A 17,527-nucleotide genomic window follows, 5' to 3' on the forward strand; every position below is an offset into this window, starting at 1 on the left:
GGACCCCGCTCTGACCTGCGGCGATGGTGGTTCCATGCCGTACGCCAGACTCTTCGCGACCCCGGGCGCCCGCGCCTTCACCGCCGGAAATCTCCTCGCCCGCCTCCCCATGGGGATGTTCAGCGTCAGCGCGGTCATCATGATCGCCGGATCGCGGGGCTCCTACGCGCTCGCCGGCGCCGTCACCGCGACCGGTCTGGCGGCCACCGCGCTCGTCGCCCCGTGGACGGCCCGGCTCGTGGACCGCCACGGGCAGGCCCGCGTGGCCGTACCCGCCACCGCCCTCGCCGTGCTCGGCTCGCTCGCCCTCCTGCTGTGCATACGCTTCGACGCACCGGACTGGACACTCTTCGCCGCGTACGCCGCCACCGCCACGACCCCCAACACCGGCGGCATGTCCCGTGCCCGGTGGGCCCACATCCACCGGGAGCCCACGCCCGAGAACGCGGCCGCACTGCACACGGCGAACTCCTTCGAACAGGCCGCCGACGAGCTCTGCTTCATGCTCGGCCCGGTCATCGCCGCCCTCCTGTGCTCGGCCCTCTTCCCGGAGGCGGGCACGCTGACCGGAGCGGTCCTGCTGCTGACCGGCGTCCTGATCTTCGCGGCCCAGCGCTCCACCGAACCGCCGGTCTCCGCGCGCACCCCCGGCGCGCGATCCCCGCTGCGCGCCCCGGGGATGGCCTCCCTGCTCGCGGTCTTCCTGGCCACCGGCATGGTCTTCGGCGCCCTGGAGGTCAGCACCCTCGCCGTCCTCGACGGCCCCCGGGCCGGACTGTTGCTGGGCCTCCAGGCGGCGGGTTCCTGCGCCGCGGGCCTGCTCTACGGGACGGTCCGGGCGGCCGGGAACCTGCCGGGCCGCCTCACCGCCTGCCTGGCGGCCATGACCGCTCTGATGACGCTGCCCCTGCTGGCGGCCCGCACCGGATCCGCCGTCGTTCTCGCGGCGGCTCTGCTGCTGGCGGGCGCCGCCACCGCACCGACGATGGTGACGGGAATGTCCCTGGTCCAGCGGATGACTCCCGAGAGCAGTCTCAACGAAGGCATGACGCTCGCCGTCACGGCGATCCTCGGCGGCATCGCGGCCGGCTCGGCCACGGCGGGCTGGACGGTCGAGCACGCGGGCGCGGCGTACGCGTACGCGATCCCGGTGTGCGCGGCCGCGCTGGCGCTGCTGCTGGCCGGCACGGCAGGAGCAGGTGCGGCGAAGGCCCGGCTGCCGTAGAAGTCAGGGCATTCCGCCCACGCCGCCCACCGGTTTCCCGGGACGGGTGTCGCTCCGGCGCCGGCCCGTGGTTCACTAGTCTGAGAACGAACTAGTCGAACTCACGGAGTAGAGAGCAGAGTTGACTATAGATGGCCGCTGTGGAGTCGGGCTGGCTGCGGGGCGTACTCCCGCTGGCGCTCGCCGCCGTGCTTGCCGACGGCGATCGGCACGGGTACGCGCTGGTACAGGAGTTGGCCGCCCGCGGCTTCGGCACGATCCGCGGCGGCGCCCTGTACCCGGTGCTCGGCCGGCTCGAGACCGACGGCGTGGTGGAGGCGCGGTGGGAGCCCGGTGAGGGCGGCCCCGGGCGCAAGGTCTACCGGCTCACCGACGCGGGGCGGGACCGGCTGCGTGAAGAGACCACCAGTTGGAAGCAGTTCTCCGACGCGATGGAACAACTCCTCGCCCAGAGCAGGCAGGCGCCGGAATGACGGATGAGACGACCCGGTGGAACGCACGGTTTCGACTGGCGTTGGCCGCACAGTCGGTGGACAGCACGCTCGCGGACACGGTGCTGGCCGAAGTCGCGCAGCACTGCGCGGACAGCGGCGAGAGCCCCGAGGAAGCCTTCGGCGCACCGGAGGCGTACGCGGCCACCGTGGTCGGTGAACGCCTCCCGCCCGAGGAACGGCTTCGTCACCGCGTCCGGCCCGCTGCGACGATCCGCACCGCACTCGTCCCGATCGGTACGGCCGCTCTGGTGGCGGGTGCCGGTCTGTGGGCCATGGACGGATTCACGCTGTCCCTGACCCCTGCCGGGCTGGTCGGCTCGTCGTTCGTCGCCGCCGCCCTGGCGGGCGGCCACCTCGCGGCCACCGCCACGCGCTCCCGGCTCCGCACCGCGGGACGCGTGCTCGTGGCCGCCGCGACGGTGCTGGCCGCGACGGCCTTCACCACCCTCTCCCGCGAGACCACCGGCCATCTGCCCACCCCGGCCCTGTGCCTCCTGGGCCTCGTGCTGCTCGGGTGGGCCACGCAGGACAAAGACACCGCAGACCCTGAAGGAGAAACGATGCAGCAGCGGACCGGCACACAGAGCACGAGCGGGCGTGAGGAGTGGCTCCGCCGGCTGCCCCAGCTGCTCGAAGAGCGCCACGCCGTGCCGCGCGCACGCGCCGCGGAACTCACCAGGGAGGCCGCCGACCACCTCGCCGCCGTCGACCACACCCCCGAGGAGGAGTTCGGGCCCGTCGAGCTGTACGCGCTGCGCCTGTCCGAAGAGGAGTCTCCGCGCCCGCGGTGGTGGCAGCGCGGCGACATCCAGAACGCGATACTCGCCGTGATCCTCGCGGGCTATCTGGTGGCGAATCTCGCCTCCGGCGGCCCGTTCTGGCAGACCGCCCTCGCCGCCGGCGCACTCGCCGTGAGCCTGGCGCTCGTCGCTCTTCCTCTGGTGCGCAGGCAACGCAACGACTCGCCCCGTCGTCAACACCACTGACGGCTCCGCGGGAATCGGTGCCGACGGCGTCCACTGACCAGGAACCCCGTCGACCGGCCCGCCCCCAGGGCCGGACCTCCGGGCCAAGGCGCGCCGGTCCGACCATGGTTGGGAGCCGTCACGGCGTCCGGTCTGTTCCCGCTGCCGGACCCTCGCGGTCCAGGAACGTCGGCGCCCGCCCCCGGGCTCGACGCCCCGGCGCGCGGACGCCCGTCCCCTCCCTGTCTCCTCCCCCCGAGAGAACTCCTGCCATGCTCAGAGCCGAGTCCGGCTTCAGTGTTCTGTCCGACGACTTCGCCGCCGATCCCTACCCGTTCTTCGCCGGGCTGAGGGAACGACATCCGGTGCACTACGAGCCGGGGATCGACAGCTACTTCCTCTCCCGCCACCAGGACGTGAAGCGGGTGCTGACCGACCATCCGGCTTTCAGCACCGAGACGTTGCAGGTGCGCGCCGAGCCGGTGATGCGCGGACCGGTCCTCGCCCAGATGACCGGGGCCGAGCACACCGCCAAACGAAAGATCGTCGTCCGGGGCTTCACCGGGAAGGCCCTCCAGGACCACGTACGCGCCATCCACGCCAACGCCGCGGAACTCGTCGCGCCGTTCCTTCCCCGCGGCCGGGTGGATCTCGTCAACGACTTCGGCAAGCCCCTGGCCGTCCTGGTGACGCTCGACGTCCTCGGTCTGGACAAGAGGGACTGGCAGCAGATCGCCGACTGGCACAGCGGGGTCGCCGAGTTCATCACCGGCATCGCGCTCACCCCGGAACGCCGCCGGCACTGTCTGGACTGTGCCGAGCAGCTGGAGGCCTACCTCGTCCCGATCATCGAGCAGCGGCGCCGCGACCCCGGCGACGACCTCATATCGACGCTGTGCACCGCCGAGTTCGACGGCATCGGCATGAGCAATCGCGAGGTCACCGCGCTGATCATCAATGTCCTGGCGGCTTCCACCGAGCCCGCCGACAAGACCCTCGCCCTGCTCGTCAAGCATCTCGTCGACCACCCCGAGCAGCTGGCCGAGGTCCGCGGCGACCCGTCTCTGCTGCCCGCCGCGATCGCCGAGACCCTGCGGTACACCCCGCCGGTCCAGCTCATCCCCCGCTCGACGGAGAAGGACGCCGAGTTCGCCGGTACGACCGTTCCGGCGGGCGCCACCGTCTTCTGCATGATCGGCGCGGCCAACCGCGACCCCGACGCCTTCGGCGACCCGGACACCTTCGACATCCACCGCCCGGACCTGGGCACCGCCCGCTCGTTCACCGCGGCGGCCCAGCATCTGGCCTTCGGCACCGGGCTCCACCAGTGCGTCGGTGCGGCCTTCGCCCGCGCCGAGATCGAGACCGTCGCCGGGATGCTCCTCCCGCTGCTCGACCGGGTGCGTTTCAGCCCCGGTTTCGTCTACCGGGAGACCGGTCTGTACACCCGCGGCCCCGCATCCCTGTCGCTGGACTTCACCCCGGTCCACGAAGGCGTCCCGCGCCCCGCGTGACAGCGCCCCCGGACCGGCGCCCGGCGCGCCGGCCGGCGATCGGCCCTCCCCGGCTCCCCGAGCCGGGCCCGCACAGCACCGCCACCCCCCTCCAGGAAGAGACCCCCCGTGACACCGACCGACATCACCAGAGCCATCAACGACCTGCTGTTCACCCCGGGGCTCGACCTCACCGAAGCCATCGACCGGCACTTCGCGCCCGACTACCGCCAGCGCACCGACGGCGTGTGGAGCGACCGGGCCGCCTTCACCCAGCACATGACCCGTCTGCGTTCCCTGGTGCGCAGCGGCCGCATCGAGGTCCAGGACGAGTTCCGCGACGGCCTGCGCTACGCCGACCGCCACACCGTCACCCTCACCCAGGAGAACGGCCGCACCTCCCGGACCGAGGTGTACCTCTTCGCCGAACTGGCCCCCGACGGGCGCTTCCGACGCGTCGAGGAAACGACTCTCCTGCTCACCGGCCACCCCGACGACGAGAATCTGGGCCGCGTCGACTGACGTACGCCCGAGAGCTTGTGGCAGGACCCCACGGCGCGGCGGCGTGGAACGGCCGTCGCCCGGAGGGAATCACGAGAAACACCGGAAACACCGGAAACACCGGTAACGCCGGAACAAGCGGCACGCGGCACGCGGAAACACCGAAGACCGAAAAAGCGAGGTGGGGAACCGTCATGGGGTCCGTCGGGGAAAGACTGAGCAGCGCGCGAGGGCGCGCTTTCATCGGCCGGGAAGAGGAACTCGACCGGTTCGCACAGGCGTTGACCGGCGATCCGCACGCGCCCCTCGTGTTCTACGCGTACGGGCCCGGCGGCATCGGCAAGTCGACCCTGGTGCGGCGCCTGGCGGACCAGGCCCGTACCGCAGGCCGGTCGTCCGTCGCGCTCGACGGCCGGTTCGTCAGCCGTGACCCCGCCGACTTCGAGCGTGCCGCAGCCCCCTTCCTGGAAGTCCCCGGCACGGTCCTGACCGTCGACTCCTTCGAGCACTGCCAGTGGCTCGAGAGCTGGCTGTGGCAGCACTTCCTCCCCCGCGCCGCGGACGGCGCCCTGGCCGTTCTGGCCGGGCGCCTCCCGCCGCAGGCGCAGTGGAGCGCCGATCCCGCGTGGGCGGGCGTCCTGCACGTCACCGAACTGAAGCCGTTCGCCGAGGAGCAGGCCCGCAGCCTGCTGGCCGCGGCGGAGCTCAGGCCCGAGTTGCGTGACCGGGTGCTCCGCTTCGCCGGAGGCAACCCACTGGCCCTGTCCCTCGCCGCCGCCGCGGGCTCGGGGCCAGCGGGCTGGAGCAAGGAGGAGATCTGGGCTCCCTCCGCCGACGTCCTGCGCACGCTGCTGGCCGGGCTGATCGGCGAGGTGCCCACCGCGGCCCACCGCCGGGCGCTGGAGGTGGCGGCGCAGGCCCACTCCACGTCCGAGGAACTGCTGTCCTCGGTCCTGCCCGAAGAAGACGCCCACCTGCTCTTCTCCTGGCTCCGCGACCTGCCCTTCATGGAGTCCGCGCACCGCGGGCTCCACCCGCACGACGCCGCGCGCGAGACGCTGGCCGCCGATCTGCGCTGGCGGGCGCCCCATGCCTTCGTGACGATGCGCCAGCGACTGGCGGACGAGTATCTGCGCCTGCTGCGCGAGGCACCCGAGGAGCGTGTGTGGACCGTCACCGACGAACTCTTCTACCTCTTCAAGGAGATGGAGACCCTGGCGCGGCTGCGCACCTGGTCCCGCGAGGACGAGGTGCACGACCGGCCCCTTCAGCCGGATGACATCGATGTCGTCCTGCGTATGACCGAGGAGACCGAGGGACCCGCCTCCGCGGACGTCGTCCGCCACTGGGCGCGGCGCCAGCCGCAGGCGTTCAGCGTCTACCGTCTCGTGAGCACGGGCCGGATCGTCGCGTTCACGGCCCGGCTCGTCCTGCCGGCACCGCCGGACCCCGAGGACCTGGCCGCAGACCCGGTCGTCGCGGCGGCCTGGGCCCACACCGAGGCCACCGCACCCGTCGGCCCCGGCGAGCACATCGGCATCAGCCGCTTCTCGGTCTACCCGGAGCGGTACCAGGTCCCCTCGCGCGTCATCGACTTGAGCAGTTCCCGGGCCCAGGCGGAAGCGGCCCGTGCCCGCGGACGCGCATACGGATTCGCCGTCTTCCAGGATGCCGAGACCTGGGCCGTACGCGTCAAGGGCACCCTCGCGGACACCGGTGCGCGGCCGCGCGTGGGCGAGCACACCTACGGCGTGTTCTGCGTCGACTGGCGCGAGGAGCCCGTCGAGTCCTGGCTCCACCGCTTCATATCGGCGACCGAGGTGCCCGCCCGGTCCGGGCCGCCGGGCATCTCGCGCGCGACGTTCGACCAGGCCGTACGCGAGGCCCTGGCGCACTGGCGGGATGCGGGCCCTTTCTCCGCCTGTGCGCTGATGCGCGCCCGCCTCGCCGCCGATCTGGAGGAACCCGTCGAGGAGTTGCGCGCCCTGCTGCGCCAGGCCGTCGACGAACTCGCCCGCGACCCGCGGGGGGTGCGCGCCCGCGACGCCCTGACCGCGGGGTACTTCTCCGGCGCACCGACCCAGGAGGCCGCCGCCCGCCGTCTCGGCCTCCCCTACGGCACCTACCGCCGCCATCTCCGGCAGGGCCTGGACCTGCTCTGTGAGGCGCTGTGGCAGTGGGAACTGCACGGCCCCGACGGGGACGAGCGGCGCACGCTGCCGACGCAGACGTGAGAGCGCACGGGCAGGCCGGCGCAGACGTGAGAGCCGGGGCCGCCGCGGGCTGAGGCCGCCGGATGTGCCGGGTGCGCCGGACCGGGCCCCGGTGGACAGGTGCGGACAGCACTGGACAGTCAACGCCCCTGCCGGGCATGGAAAGTGGACACCGCCCGACACGAGGCTGTGCGCCATGAACCTCGGACGCACGAAGGACCAGGCATTCCCCGCCCGCCGGCCGGGTGCCGTGCTCGCGGCCCTCGCCGCCGCGCAGTTCACCGTCATGCTCGCCACCTCGATCGTGAATGTGGCGCTGCCGCAGATCCGTTCCGGTGTGGACCTGTCGGCCGACGGCACCACCTGGGTGATCAACGCCTACGGCCTGGCGTTCGGGGCGCTGCTCCTGGCCGGGGGGCGGGCGGCCGACCTCCTCGGCCGCCGCCGGGTGCTGATCGCCGGCCTCGCCCTGTTCGCGGGGGCCTCGCTGGCGGCGGGGCTGGCCACCTCCGCGGGTGTCCTGATCGCCGCCCGGGCCGTTCAGGGACTCGGCGCCGCCGCCATCGCCCCGGCCGCACTCGCCCTGACCATGGGCCTGTTCCCGTCCGGCGCCGGGCGCGGCCGGGCGCTGGGCGTGTGGGGCGCGGTCTCCGGCGCGGGAGGGGCGGGCGGCGTCCTGCTGGGCGGTGTGCTCACCCAGGCATGGGGCTGGCCCTGGATCTTCCACTCCGTCGCGCTCGGGGCGGTGCTGGTCCTCGTCGCCGTGGCGGCCCTGGTACCACCGGCGAGTGTGCGGGAGTCCGCGCGGTTCGACCTGCTGGGCACCGCCACCGTCACCGTCGCCCTGACCTGTCTGGTGTGGGGACTGACCACCGCGCGCGGCACCGGCTGGACGGACGCCCGCGTGCTCGGCGCCCTCGCCGGCGCCGGCGCCCTGCTCGCGGTCTTCGTCGTGATCGAGACGCGCCGGCCGAACGCGCTGATACCCCCGCGGCTGTTCACCACCGGTCGTGTCGCCGCGGGAAATCTGCTGATGGCCCTGCTGGGTTCCGTGTGGATCGCCCTGTTCTTCTTCCTGCCGCTCTACCAGCAACAGGTCCTCGGTATGGACCCCTTGGCCACCGGAGCGGGACAACTCCCGCTCGCCGTCGCCAATATGCTCGGCGCCGCCCTCGCACCTCGCATCTCCCGGCGCATCGGCGGCACCGCCACGGTGACCGCGGCTCTGCTCGTCGAGGCCGCCGGACTGCTGTGGCTGTCACGGCTCAGCGCCGACGGGAGCTACCTCGCCGACGTCCTCGGTCCGAGCATCCTCGTCGGACTCGGCCTGAGCATCGCCTTCGTCCAGCTCACCGCACTCGCCGTCGACGGTGTCCCGCCGCAGGACGCGGGACTCGCCGGCGGCCTGGTGAACACCACCCGCCAGGTCGGCGGCGCGATCGGTCTCGCCGCCCTCGCCACCCTGGCCGCCTCCGTCACGGCTCACGCCTCCACCCAGCAGTCCCACGTCGAGGCCCTGAGCGCCGGTTACCGGGCCGCCTTCCTGGTCTCGGCCGCGGTACTGGCCGTCGCCGCACTCCTGGCGGTGCCGCTCACCCGCCGCGGCCGCACCTCCCCGGCCTCGCTCCCGCCCGCCGCGGCCGCTTCCACGGCGAAGCTCCCGCGGGACCGGACGGCCGATCACGCAACGGTCGCCTGAGCCGGCACCCCCGGCCGACGACCAGCGCCGGCCCCACCCCGATCCACCTCGCTCACCACCACCACCACCGAAGAGGGAAAGCCATGCACACCATCGACTCCACCGCCCCCGTCGTCGTCAGCCTGACCACGACGATCGACGCCCCGCTCGCCACGGTCTGGGCGCTGCACACCGACATCGACAACTGGCCGGTCTGGAACGTCGACATCGACCAGGCCGTGCTCAGCGGACCGGTGGGCGTCGGCACCGACTTCACCTGGCGCACCCACGGGATGACCATCACCTCCACCGTCCACGAACTCGACCACGAGCGGCGGATCGTCTGGGGCGGAACCGTCCAGGGCATCGTCGGCATCCACGCCTGGACCTTCGAGCAGACCGGCGATCAGGTCGTCGTCCGCACCGAGGAGTCCTGGAGCGGTGAGCCCGTCGACGCCGCGACCGACGAACTCGGCGCGGCCCTGAAGGCCTCCCTGGAGAGCTGGCTCGGCTGCCTCAGGACCCGCGCCGAGCAGACGGCCTGAGCCCGCTCCCCCTCGAACCTCATACACGCGGCACGCGGCACGCGGCACGCAGCACACAGCACGCAGCACGCAGCACCACGATCAACCACGACCCCGAGGACGCGACCATGAGCAACCAGCCCTATCTGACCGGCCACTACACCCCTGTCGCCGACGAGATCACCGCCACCGGCCTCACCGTCGAGGGCACCCTGCCCCCCGAGCTGACCGGCCGTCTGATCCGCAACGGCCACAACCCCAAGCCGGGCGTCACCCCGACCCACTGGTTCAAGGGCAGCGGCATGGTCCACGGCATACGGCTCCGCGAGGGCCGCGCCGAGTGGTACCGCAACCGCTGGGTGCACACCCCGGCCCTGGACGGCGCCCCCTACATGACCGAGCGCGGCCCGGACCTGACCGCGAGCACCGCCGGCACCCACGTCATCGAGCACGCCGGACGGCTGCTCGCGCTGTGCGAGGCGAACGTTCCCTTCGAGCTCACCCCGGAGCTGGAGACGGTCGGCGCCCATGACTTCAACGGCCGGCTGCGCACCGCCATGACCGCCCACCCCAAGGAGGACCCGCTCACCGGGGAGCTCCACTTCTTCGGCTCCTCGCCGTTCCCGCCCCACCTCGTGTACTACGTCTCCGGCGCCAAGGGGGAGATCGTCCACACCGCCGAGATCCCGGGCGCGACCGCCTCCCTCAAGCACGACTTCGCCATCACCCGCCGCCATGTCGTCTTCATCGAGGGCAACGTCACCTTCGACCCCGCCGAGCACTCCGGCATCCCGTACGGCTGGAGCGACCAGCAGCCCGCCCGGATCGGGATCATGCCGCGTACCGACGACGGTGCCCGGCATGTGCGCTGGTTCTCCATCGAGCCGGGCAACATGCTGCACGTCTCCAACGCCTACGAGGACGGCCAGGGCCGCATCGTCCTGGAAGGCCCCACCGTGGACCGCGAGGGGTTCCGGCTCTCCTGGAACTGGTGGGTCGGCGCGCCCGGGCGCGGCACGGAGCCCAACACCCGCTCCTACACCCGTCGCTGGGTGATCGACATGGCGACCGGCACCGTCGACGAGCAGATCATCGACGACCTCGCCGTGGAGTTCCCGACCCTCAACGAGGACTACCTGGGCGCCGAGAACCGCTATCAGTACGCGGTGTCCTTCCCCGACCAGGAAGGCTTCGGCGGCTACGGCGTCGTCAAGTACGACCGCACCACGGGCGCCCGCCGCATCCACCAGGTCGGCGACGCCCGGCTGCCCAGCGAGGCGGTGTTCGTCCCGGCGGCCGGCGCCACCAACGAGGACGACGGCTATCTGCTCACCGTCGTCTCCGACCTCAAGCAGGACGCCTCGCAGCTGCTGGTCCTGGACGCCTCCGGTCTCGACCGGGTCGCCACCGTCCATCTGCCCCGCCGCGTGCCCGCCGGCATCCACGGCTCCTGGATCCCCGACGGCGCGCTGGACGACAGCGCGCACTGACCCGCTCCGTCCCCGGTCGTGACACGGCCGGGGACGACCGGCGGTGGGCGGCACCGGGCCGACCCCCCGGAGCCGCCCACCGCCCCACCCGCATCCGTACGCCACCCCGGAGGAACCCCATGTCCGTCGCAGCCCCCGCACGTCCCATGGCCGCCGTCCCCCATGCCACCCCGAGCCGTCTCGCGAACGAGGTCGACAACCGCGCCGCCTACATCAGCTTCGGACTCGCCTACCTGCTCGGACACGGCGCCGCCGCCGTCTCCCACGGCGACGACCCCCTGCTCGACCTGCCCGGCTGGCTGCCCACCACGCTCCTCGGCATCGGCCTGGTCACCGGCGTCACCCAGGCCACCGTCGCCGCCCTGCGCGCCCAGCGCGGGGCCCCCGCGCGGGACGTCCTCTCCGGCAAACTGCTCGGCGCCGCGTGGATCGCCGCCTTCACCGCCCTGTTCCTCGCCATCACCGGCCTGGCGTCCGCCGTCGACATGCCGGATCTCCAGACCGTCCTCTGGCCCGCCGGCTCCGGCCTCGTCGTCGGCCTGCTCTACCTCGCCGAAGGCGCCGCACGACGCAACGTGCTGCACTACGGCCTCGGCGTCTGGCTGGCGCTGATCTCCTCCGCGGCGCTCTTCCTCGGCACCCCCGGCCTCTACGGGGTCCTCGCCCTCGCGGTCGGCGGCGCCTACGCCCTCGCCGCGGTCCTGGAGCACCGCCGCCTCGCGCGGCTCGCAGGGCATCCCCAGGCATGACAAAGGCCCGGCTGTCGTGACCGACAGCCGGGCCTTCGCCCACATGGGGGTCCACACAAGGTGGGAGTGGAGATGGCGGGAATCGAACCCGCGTCCAACGGTGCAGAATCAGGACTTCTCCGAGCGCAGTCCGCTGCGATTTTCTCAGCCCCGGAGATCACGCGGACAAGTCTCCGACGGGCTCAGTCACTGTTTGGTTTCCCTCTGCTCCCCGTGACCGGGCTCAGAGGTTTAGTTCCCTAGATGACGTCAGGAACCGGGTCGGGAACAGCCCCGGGCTGACGCTCCATAGTGAAGGTTCGTTCTACTGCCTGAGATCAGGCAGCGAGGGCGAAGGCTTCGGAGGTATCGCGCTTGGAATTGGCGATTATTGTTTGCGACACGTGGTTAACGAGATCATTGCCGCTTCCTCGGCTCGCTTCTCCTGCTTCGACATCCGCTGTCGAAACCGATCATCCCCATGTTGATTTTTCAAAGGCGCCCCTGCGAGAGGGGCTGTCGCCATCGTACGTGACCAACGCGGCCACATGCCACCGTATTCCCGCGGGTCAGGCGTTCATGCCCGCCGCCCCGGAGCCCCGGGGCACCGCCGGTCCCCCGGCCCCCGCCGCGCGGCCCTCAGGCCCGCTGGCGGCGGCGGACCGCGGAGACCGCGCGGTCGGTCTCACGGCGGTCCTGCTTCTCCCGCAGCGTCTGCCGCTTGTCGTACTCCTTCTTGCCCTTCGCCAGCGCGATCTCGACCTTCGCCCGGCCGTCCTTGAAGTACAGCGCCAGAGGCACGATGGTGTGCCCCGTCTCCTGCGCCTTGGACTCCAGCTTGTCGATCTCCTCGCGGTGCATGAGGAGCTTCCGCCGGCGGCGGGCCGAGTGGTTGGTCCAGGTGCCCTGGCTGTACTCGGGGACGTGCACGTTGTGCAGCCACGCCTCGTGTCCGTCGATCTGGACGAAGCCGTCCGCCAGCGAGGCCCGCCCCTGACGCAGCGACTTCACCTCGGTACCCATCAGCACGAGCCCGCACTCGTAGGTGTCGAGGATGAGGTAGTCGTGCCGCGCCTTCTTGTTCTGCGCGATCAGCTTGCGCCCTTTTTCCTTAGCCATAGTGCGGTCATTTTCGCACTACGACCCACCCCCGAGGCCACTCAATACCGTGCGGGCCCGTTCCTCGGCGCCTTCGGCGGCCAGCAGGTCGGGTGTGATGCCCCGTCCGTCGACGCCGTGACCGGCCGGTGTGCGGTAGTGCCCGACCGTCAGCTCGGCGACCGATCCGTCCGGCAGCCGGCTGGGCATCTGCACCGATCCCTTGCCGAAGGTGCGCGAACCGACGGCGATCGCGCGGCCGCGGTCCTGGAGGGCCCCGGTCACCAGCTCGGCCGCGCTCATGGTGCCGCTGTCGACGAGGGCGACCACGGGCCTGGCGGTGTCCCCGCCCGCCGAGGCGTAGAGGGAGCGCTGCTCACCCCTTATGTCGTACGTGGCGACGAGCCCGCCATCGAGGAAGGCGGAGGCGGCGGCGACGGCCTCGGCGACCAGACCGCCGGCGTTGCCGCGCAGATCGAGCAGGACACCGGCGCCGGCGGGTGCGGAGCGCACCGCGTCCCGCACCCGGGCGCCCGAGCCCTTGGTGAAGGAGGAGACCTTGATGATCACGGCACCGTCCCGCAGGTGACGCACGGTGACGGTCTCGGTGCTGAGTGTCGTACGGGTCAGCGTCTCGGTCCACGCGCGGCCGGCGCGCTCCATGCCGAGGGCCACGCGCGTGCGCTCGCTGCCGCGCAGCAGGGCCACGACCTCGGTGACGGGACGGTCGGCCACCCGCCTGCCGTCGATGGTGCGCAGCCGGTCGCCGGCCTGGATACCCGCCTTCTCCGCGGGGCCGCCGGACTGGACCCGGGCCACTTCGACGCGTCCGTCGGCGGCCCGGCGGGCGGTGAGGCCGACACCGGTGTACTCGCCGTCGAGTGCCTGCTGGAAGTCCGCGTACTCCTCGCGGTCGTACACCGCACCCCAGCGGTCGCCGCTGCGGCTGACGACTTCCTCGGCCGCCTTCGTCCCCGACTTGCCGTCGGCCATGGCCTCGGCGGCGGCACGGGCCAGAGCGTCGCGGTCGACGGTGGCAGCGGCGGGCCGGGCGGCCAGCGGGCGGGGGGCGTTGTCGTCCTCGCGCGGCAGGGCGTTGGTGGCCGCCGCCGTGGCGAGAACACTCGCAAAGACCAATGTCAGGGCCGCCCCGCGGCGAATGCGGCGGGGCCGAGGACAGAACTCCGGGCCCGGCATGGCGACGAGTCTAGGCCAAGCGAAGGGCGCCGTACGGCTGTTGCCCGTACGGCGCCCGGGGCGCTTGTCACACCTTGAGGTACTTGCGCAATGCGATGAAAGCGGCCATGGCAGGCATCAGCAGACCGATCGCGATCACCAGCGGGAGCTTGGTGACGACCGCGTCCCAGCCGATGAAATTGACCAGCTGCATCTTCTCGGATAGCGCCAGACCGTGGTCGATCAGGAAGTACCTGCCGACGAGCAGCATCAGGGAGGCGACCAGACCGCCCAACAGGCCCGCGAACGCGGCCTCCATGATGAACGGCATCTGGATGTAGAAGCTGGACGCTCCCACCAGCCGCATGATCCCGGTCTCACGCCTACGACTGAACGCCGACACACGCACGGTGTTGACGATCAGCATCAGCGCAATCACCAGCATCAGCGCCATCACGAACAGTGCCGCTATGTTCATGCCGTTCATCAGGGAGAAGAGATTCTCCAGGATGTTGCGCTGGTCCTGGACGGACTGCACGCCGTCCCGGCCGGCGAAGGCGGTGGCGACCACCTTGTACTTCTCCGGGTCGTCCAGCTTGACCCGGAACGACTCCTGCATCTGGTCCGGCGTGATGGTGGACGCGATGGGAGTGTCGCCGTACTGGTCGCGGTAGTGCTTGTACGCCTCCTCGGCCGTCTCGTGATGGACGGAGTCGACCACGTCCATCTTCTTGAGATCGCCCTCGATCTGCTGCTTCTGCTGTGCGGTGACCGCGCCCTTGGCGCACTTGGGCGACGTGGAGGCGTCGTTCTTGTTGCACAGGAAGATGGAGACGTTGACCTTGTCGTACCAGAAGTCCTTCATGGTGCTGACCTGCTCGCGCATGAGCAGCGCGCCGCCGAAGAGGGCGAGCGACAGAGCCACGGAGACGATGACGGCGAAGGTCATGGTGAGATTGCGACGGAGACCTACGCCGATCTCCGACAGTACGAACTGGGCGCGCATCGCGTGCGTTCAGCCTTTCCTTAGCTCAGTGCTGGTAGCCGTAGACGCCGCGTGCCTGGTCGCGTACGAGACGGCCCTTCTCGAGCTCGATCACACGCTTGCGCATCTGGTCGACGATGTTCTGGTCGTGGGTCGCCATCACGACGGTCGTACCGGTCCTGTTGATCCGGTCCAGCAGCTTCATGATGCCGACGGATGTCTGCGGGTCGAGGTTGCCGGTCGGCTCGTCCGCGATCAGCAGCATCGGCCGGTTGACGAACGCCCGCGCGATCGCGACGCGCTGCTGCTCACCGCCGGAGAGCTCACCGGGCATCCGGTCCTCCTTCCCGCCGAGTCCGACGAGGTCGAGGACCTGCGGCACGGCCTTGCGGATCTCACCGCGAGGCTTGCCGATGACCTCCTGCGCGAACGCCACGTTCTCCGCGACGGTCTTGTTGGGCAGGAGACGGAAGTCCTGGAAGACGGTGCCCAGCTGGCGGCGCATGTGCGGCACCTTGAAGTTGGACAGCCGGGCCAGGTCCTTGCCGAGGACATGCACGAGCCCCTGGCTTGCACGCTCCTCGCGGAGAACCAGCCGCAGAAAGGTCGACTTGCCGGAACCGGACGAACCCACCAGGAAGACGAACTCTCCCTTCTCGATCTCGAGGGAGACGTCACGCAGGGCGGGGCGGTTCTGCTTGGGGTAGCTCTTGGAGACGTTGTCGAATCGGATCACGGGTGCACCACGGTCGGCCGGGAGTAGGTGTGCGTGACACTACGCGAAGCGGGGTTGCGGGCGCAGTCAGCAGTCTGGGTTGCGTACTTTGTCACGTCACGGTAGACGAAGGAACGGGTGGGGCGCGCCGAAAAGCGCCCGAGCTGGCATGGTGGTAGGGGAACAGTGTCGTTCCCCTGTGCGTTGTCGGGAAAGAACTGTGCATACGGTCCGCGCCTGCGGCTCCGGCGCGCGGGAGGAGGAGAGCGCATGACCTACGACCGATTGGTGTGCGCCAACTGCGCGGCCCCGGTGAACGAGGGCCGCTGCCCGGTGTGCCGGGCGAACCGCGAGCGACTCCAGCAGGAGGGACCGTTCGGCGGTCTGAGCCCGGTGGCGCTGCTGACGCTGCTGGTGGTGCTGATCGCGGCGCTGGCGCTGCTGGCCGCGCACCAGACCGCGTAGGACGTACGCAAAAGGAGGGCCCGGGGTGCTGAGCGCGCCCCGGGCCCTCCTTTCTGTGTGCTGTGCGCTACGCGCCGTAATGCTTAGACGGCGGTGCGGTTGCTGCCCACGAGACGGGGGAGCATCCGGAAGCCGATACCACCGGCGATCATGGTGGCAGCGCCGAGGAGCAGGAAGGTGGTCTCGGCGGCGCCGGTCTCCGCCAGCTCCTCCTTGGCCTCGCCCTGCTCGACCGGCTGGGAGCCGGCGTTGTCGGTGTCGGTGTTGTTGCCGTCGCCGTCGATCACGCCGGTGGTGCCACCGGTCGTAGAGCCGCCGTCGGTGCCGCCGGTGGTCTGGCCCCCGGTGCCACCGGTGGTCTGACCCTGGGTGCCGCCGTTGGTGGTGCCACCCTCGGTGGTCCCGCCCTCGGTCGTGCCACCCTCGGTGGTGCCGCCCTCAGTGGTGCCACCCTCGGTCGTACCACCCTCGGTGGTCCCGCCCTCAGTGGTGCCACCCTCGGTGGTCCCGCCCTCGGTGGTCCCGCCCTCAGTGGTGCCACCCTCGGTGGTCCCGCCCTCGGTCGTGCCACCCTCAGTGGTGCCACCCTCGGTCGTGCCACCCTCAGTGGTCCCGCCCTCAGTGGTGCCCTCGGTCGTACCACCCTCAGAGCCCGCGACGACGCCGCCCAGGGTCCCGGCGATGGTGCCCTCGGTCGCACCCTCGGTGCCTTCGGTGGTGCCTTCGGTGGACCGGCCACCCTGAATGCCAAGTCCGGCGTCGAGGCCGGTCTCGTCGGCGTTGACCGAGGCATCGAGGGGACCCACGTTGATGTCCACGCCGACGGCCGAGGCGGCGCCCGCGGCGGTCAGCGACGCGCCGGCGGCGATCACCGCGCCGGCGGCTATGCGCGCTACGCGGATCCGCGTCTTCTTCGTCATCTGGCTGCTACCCCCAGTAGCTAATCGTCAATGGAGCAGCGTCCGGGGCTGCGGCCGCGGGGTGTTGACGTCTCCCCCACATCACACGCGCCCCAGAGATACGCATGCCGAGCGTCACCCTTCCCACTTTTCGCGGACGCGTCAAGGTCGTTGCGCGTGCGATGTCCGGTATGCGGGAGGTTGCCTGACCTGCGCCGATGCAACTGTGACATAAAAGGGAACTGCCGCCACGGAAGGGCCAGTTACCTTGTCGACAAAGCGCCGTGATCGTCATCTCTCCGCTTGCTCACGCGAATCGCCGTCGCACTCACGCTGGGAGTTGATCTGATCCCGCGTCAACACCTTGCCCTCCCACGTCACATACTGACCGTCCACGAGGCGCTTGCCGCGCACCTTCGCGAGGTCGATCGCCCCGTCGTCACCCTCTTCGGTGCGCCCGTCCCTGACGATCGTGGTCTCCACGAAGAAGCTGTCCGGCAGAGGACGGACGAGCGCCTTCTCCTCGTCCCGGAAACTCCGTTCGCTGCCGACGCCGAAGACCCCACCGCGTACCTCCGGCGACGCAGGGCCACTCGCGCTCCACAGGGTTTCGAAGCCGTCACCGCGCCCGTCGCCGTCGACGTTGACGGACACGAGCGCGCCGGACACCGACTCGCCCGGGCAGATCGGGTACGCCACGACCACTTCGCCGCCGTCGATCCGGACCCCGAAGTCCGGCGGATCGGGCGCCCGCAGCGTGCACGCGGTGAGCCCGGTGACCGCCAGGGCGCACACCACCGGCAGCACCGTGCCCCTCAACCGCCGTACCCGCCCTCTCCCCGGCCGGCCCTGTCGTCGCACTGGTCGCCCCCCTTACG

Annotated in this window: 17 protein-coding genes and 1 other RNA gene; 11 read left to right on the forward strand and 7 right to left on the reverse strand. The window is 71.2% G+C overall.

Going from position 1 to position 17,527, the window contains the following annotated elements; translation table 11 throughout:
- Nucleotides 1–34: 34 nt before the first annotated feature.
- The 10 genes from ACFWU3_RS25330 to ACFWU3_RS25375 all read left to right on the forward strand — a co-directional run bounded on the left by ACFWU3_RS25330 (nucleotide 35) and on the right by ACFWU3_RS25375 (nucleotide 11,332).
- Nucleotides 35–1,225 (forward strand): MFS transporter, encoded by a 1,191-nt coding sequence (locus ACFWU3_RS25330; protein ID WP_384441878.1) that lies wholly within the window; start codon nucleotides 35–37, stop codon nucleotides 1,223–1,225.
- Nucleotides 1,226–1,356: 131 nt separating this feature from the next.
- Nucleotides 1,357–1,698 carry a PadR family transcriptional regulator gene (locus tag ACFWU3_RS25335; protein WP_328860723.1) on the forward strand — a complete coding sequence of 114 codons (342 nt, stop codon included), beginning with the start codon at nucleotides 1,357–1,359 and terminating at the stop codon, nucleotides 1,696–1,698.
- Nucleotides 1,695–2,705 carry a hypothetical protein gene (locus ACFWU3_RS25340; RefSeq protein ID WP_384441881.1) on the forward strand — a complete coding sequence of 337 codons (1,011 nt, stop codon included), beginning with the start codon at nucleotides 1,695–1,697 and terminating at the stop codon, nucleotides 2,703–2,705. The genes ACFWU3_RS25335 and ACFWU3_RS25340 overlap by 4 nt, the downstream gene beginning before the upstream one ends.
- A 251-nt stretch (nucleotides 2,706–2,956) precedes the next feature.
- The gene (locus ACFWU3_RS25345) at nucleotides 2,957–4,198 is read left to right on the forward strand and encodes a cytochrome P450, cyclodipeptide synthase-associated (RefSeq protein WP_384441884.1); all 1,242 of its coding nucleotides are present in this window, start codon (nucleotides 2,957–2,959) and stop codon (nucleotides 4,196–4,198) included.
- A gap of 108 nt (nucleotides 4,199–4,306) precedes the next feature.
- Complete coding sequence (locus ACFWU3_RS25350) at nucleotides 4,307–4,699, forward strand: nuclear transport factor 2 family protein (protein ID WP_384441887.1); 393 nt, start codon at nucleotides 4,307–4,309, stop codon at nucleotides 4,697–4,699.
- 173 nt (nucleotides 4,700–4,872) lie between these two features.
- Complete coding sequence (locus tag ACFWU3_RS25355; protein ID WP_384441890.1) at nucleotides 4,873–6,912, forward strand: ATP-binding protein; 2,040 nt, start codon at nucleotides 4,873–4,875, stop codon at nucleotides 6,910–6,912.
- Between the two features lie 175 nt (nucleotides 6,913–7,087).
- Nucleotides 7,088–8,590 (forward strand): MFS transporter, encoded by a 1,503-nt coding sequence (locus ACFWU3_RS25360; RefSeq protein ID WP_384441893.1) that lies wholly within the window; start codon nucleotides 7,088–7,090, stop codon nucleotides 8,588–8,590.
- Nucleotides 8,591–8,673: 83 nt separating this feature from the next.
- A complete protein-coding gene (locus ACFWU3_RS25365; protein ID WP_384441896.1) occupies nucleotides 8,674–9,114 on the forward strand; it encodes an SRPBCC family protein in 441 nt (146 codons plus the stop codon).
- A 107-nt stretch (nucleotides 9,115–9,221) separates the two neighbouring features.
- Nucleotides 9,222–10,583, forward strand: coding sequence for a carotenoid oxygenase family protein (locus ACFWU3_RS25370; protein ID WP_384441899.1), 1,362 nt, complete (start codon nucleotides 9,222–9,224; stop codon nucleotides 10,581–10,583).
- A 119-nt stretch (nucleotides 10,584–10,702) separates the two neighbouring features.
- Nucleotides 10,703–11,332 (forward strand): ABC transporter permease, encoded by a 630-nt coding sequence (locus tag ACFWU3_RS25375; protein WP_384441902.1) that lies wholly within the window; start codon nucleotides 10,703–10,705, stop codon nucleotides 11,330–11,332.
- Nucleotides 11,333–11,396: 64 nt separating this feature from the next.
- Here ACFWU3_RS25375 and ssrA read toward each other — a convergent pair.
- From ssrA to ftsE, 5 genes are all read right to left on the reverse strand, one after another.
- Nucleotides 11,397–11,792: a transfer-messenger RNA gene (gene ssrA / locus ACFWU3_RS25380) on the reverse strand.
- A 158-nt stretch (nucleotides 11,793–11,950) separates the two neighbouring features.
- Nucleotides 11,951–12,430: an SsrA-binding protein SmpB gene (smpB, locus tag ACFWU3_RS25385; RefSeq protein WP_313946037.1), complete on the reverse strand. Its 480-nt coding sequence runs from the start codon at nucleotides 12,428–12,430 to the stop codon at nucleotides 11,951–11,953.
- Nucleotides 12,431–12,448: 18 nt separating this feature from the next.
- Nucleotides 12,449–13,606 carry a S41 family peptidase gene (locus ACFWU3_RS25390; RefSeq protein WP_384441906.1) on the reverse strand — a complete coding sequence of 386 codons (1,158 nt, stop codon included), beginning with the start codon at nucleotides 13,604–13,606 and terminating at the stop codon, nucleotides 12,449–12,451.
- A 67-nt stretch (nucleotides 13,607–13,673) separates the two neighbouring features.
- Nucleotides 13,674–14,591 (reverse strand): permease-like cell division protein FtsX, encoded by a 918-nt coding sequence (gene ftsX / locus ACFWU3_RS25395; protein WP_313946035.1) that lies wholly within the window; start codon nucleotides 14,589–14,591, stop codon nucleotides 13,674–13,676.
- Between the two features lie 25 nt (nucleotides 14,592–14,616).
- On the reverse strand, nucleotides 14,617–15,306 hold the full coding sequence (gene ftsE, locus ACFWU3_RS25400) for a cell division ATP-binding protein FtsE (protein ID WP_313946034.1): 690 nt from the start codon (nucleotides 15,304–15,306) through the stop codon (nucleotides 14,617–14,619).
- A 249-nt stretch (nucleotides 15,307–15,555) separates the two neighbouring features.
- Here ftsE and ACFWU3_RS25405 point away from each other — a divergent pair, with 249 nt between their 5' ends.
- Complete coding sequence (locus ACFWU3_RS25405; RefSeq protein WP_313946033.1) at nucleotides 15,556–15,750, forward strand: hypothetical protein; 195 nt, start codon at nucleotides 15,556–15,558, stop codon at nucleotides 15,748–15,750.
- Between the two features lie 83 nt (nucleotides 15,751–15,833).
- Here the strand turns inward: ACFWU3_RS25405 and ACFWU3_RS25410 are convergent, their stop codons facing one another.
- Together ACFWU3_RS25410 and ACFWU3_RS25415 are read right to left on the reverse strand one after the other, a co-directional pair.
- Nucleotides 15,834–16,670 (reverse strand): hypothetical protein, encoded by an 837-nt coding sequence (locus ACFWU3_RS25410; RefSeq protein ID WP_384441911.1) that lies wholly within the window; start codon nucleotides 16,668–16,670, stop codon nucleotides 15,834–15,836.
- Nucleotides 16,671–16,940: 270 nt separating this feature from the next.
- Nucleotides 16,941–17,447, reverse strand: coding sequence for a hypothetical protein (locus tag ACFWU3_RS25415; RefSeq protein ID WP_384441913.1), 507 nt, complete (start codon nucleotides 17,445–17,447; stop codon nucleotides 16,941–16,943).
- Between the last annotated feature and the right edge of the window lie 80 nt (nucleotides 17,448–17,527).

Origin of the sequence: Streptomyces sp. NPDC058685 (genome assembly GCF_042714725.1) — a bacterium.
GTDB lineage: Bacteria > Actinomycetota > Actinomycetes > Streptomycetales > Streptomycetaceae > Streptomyces.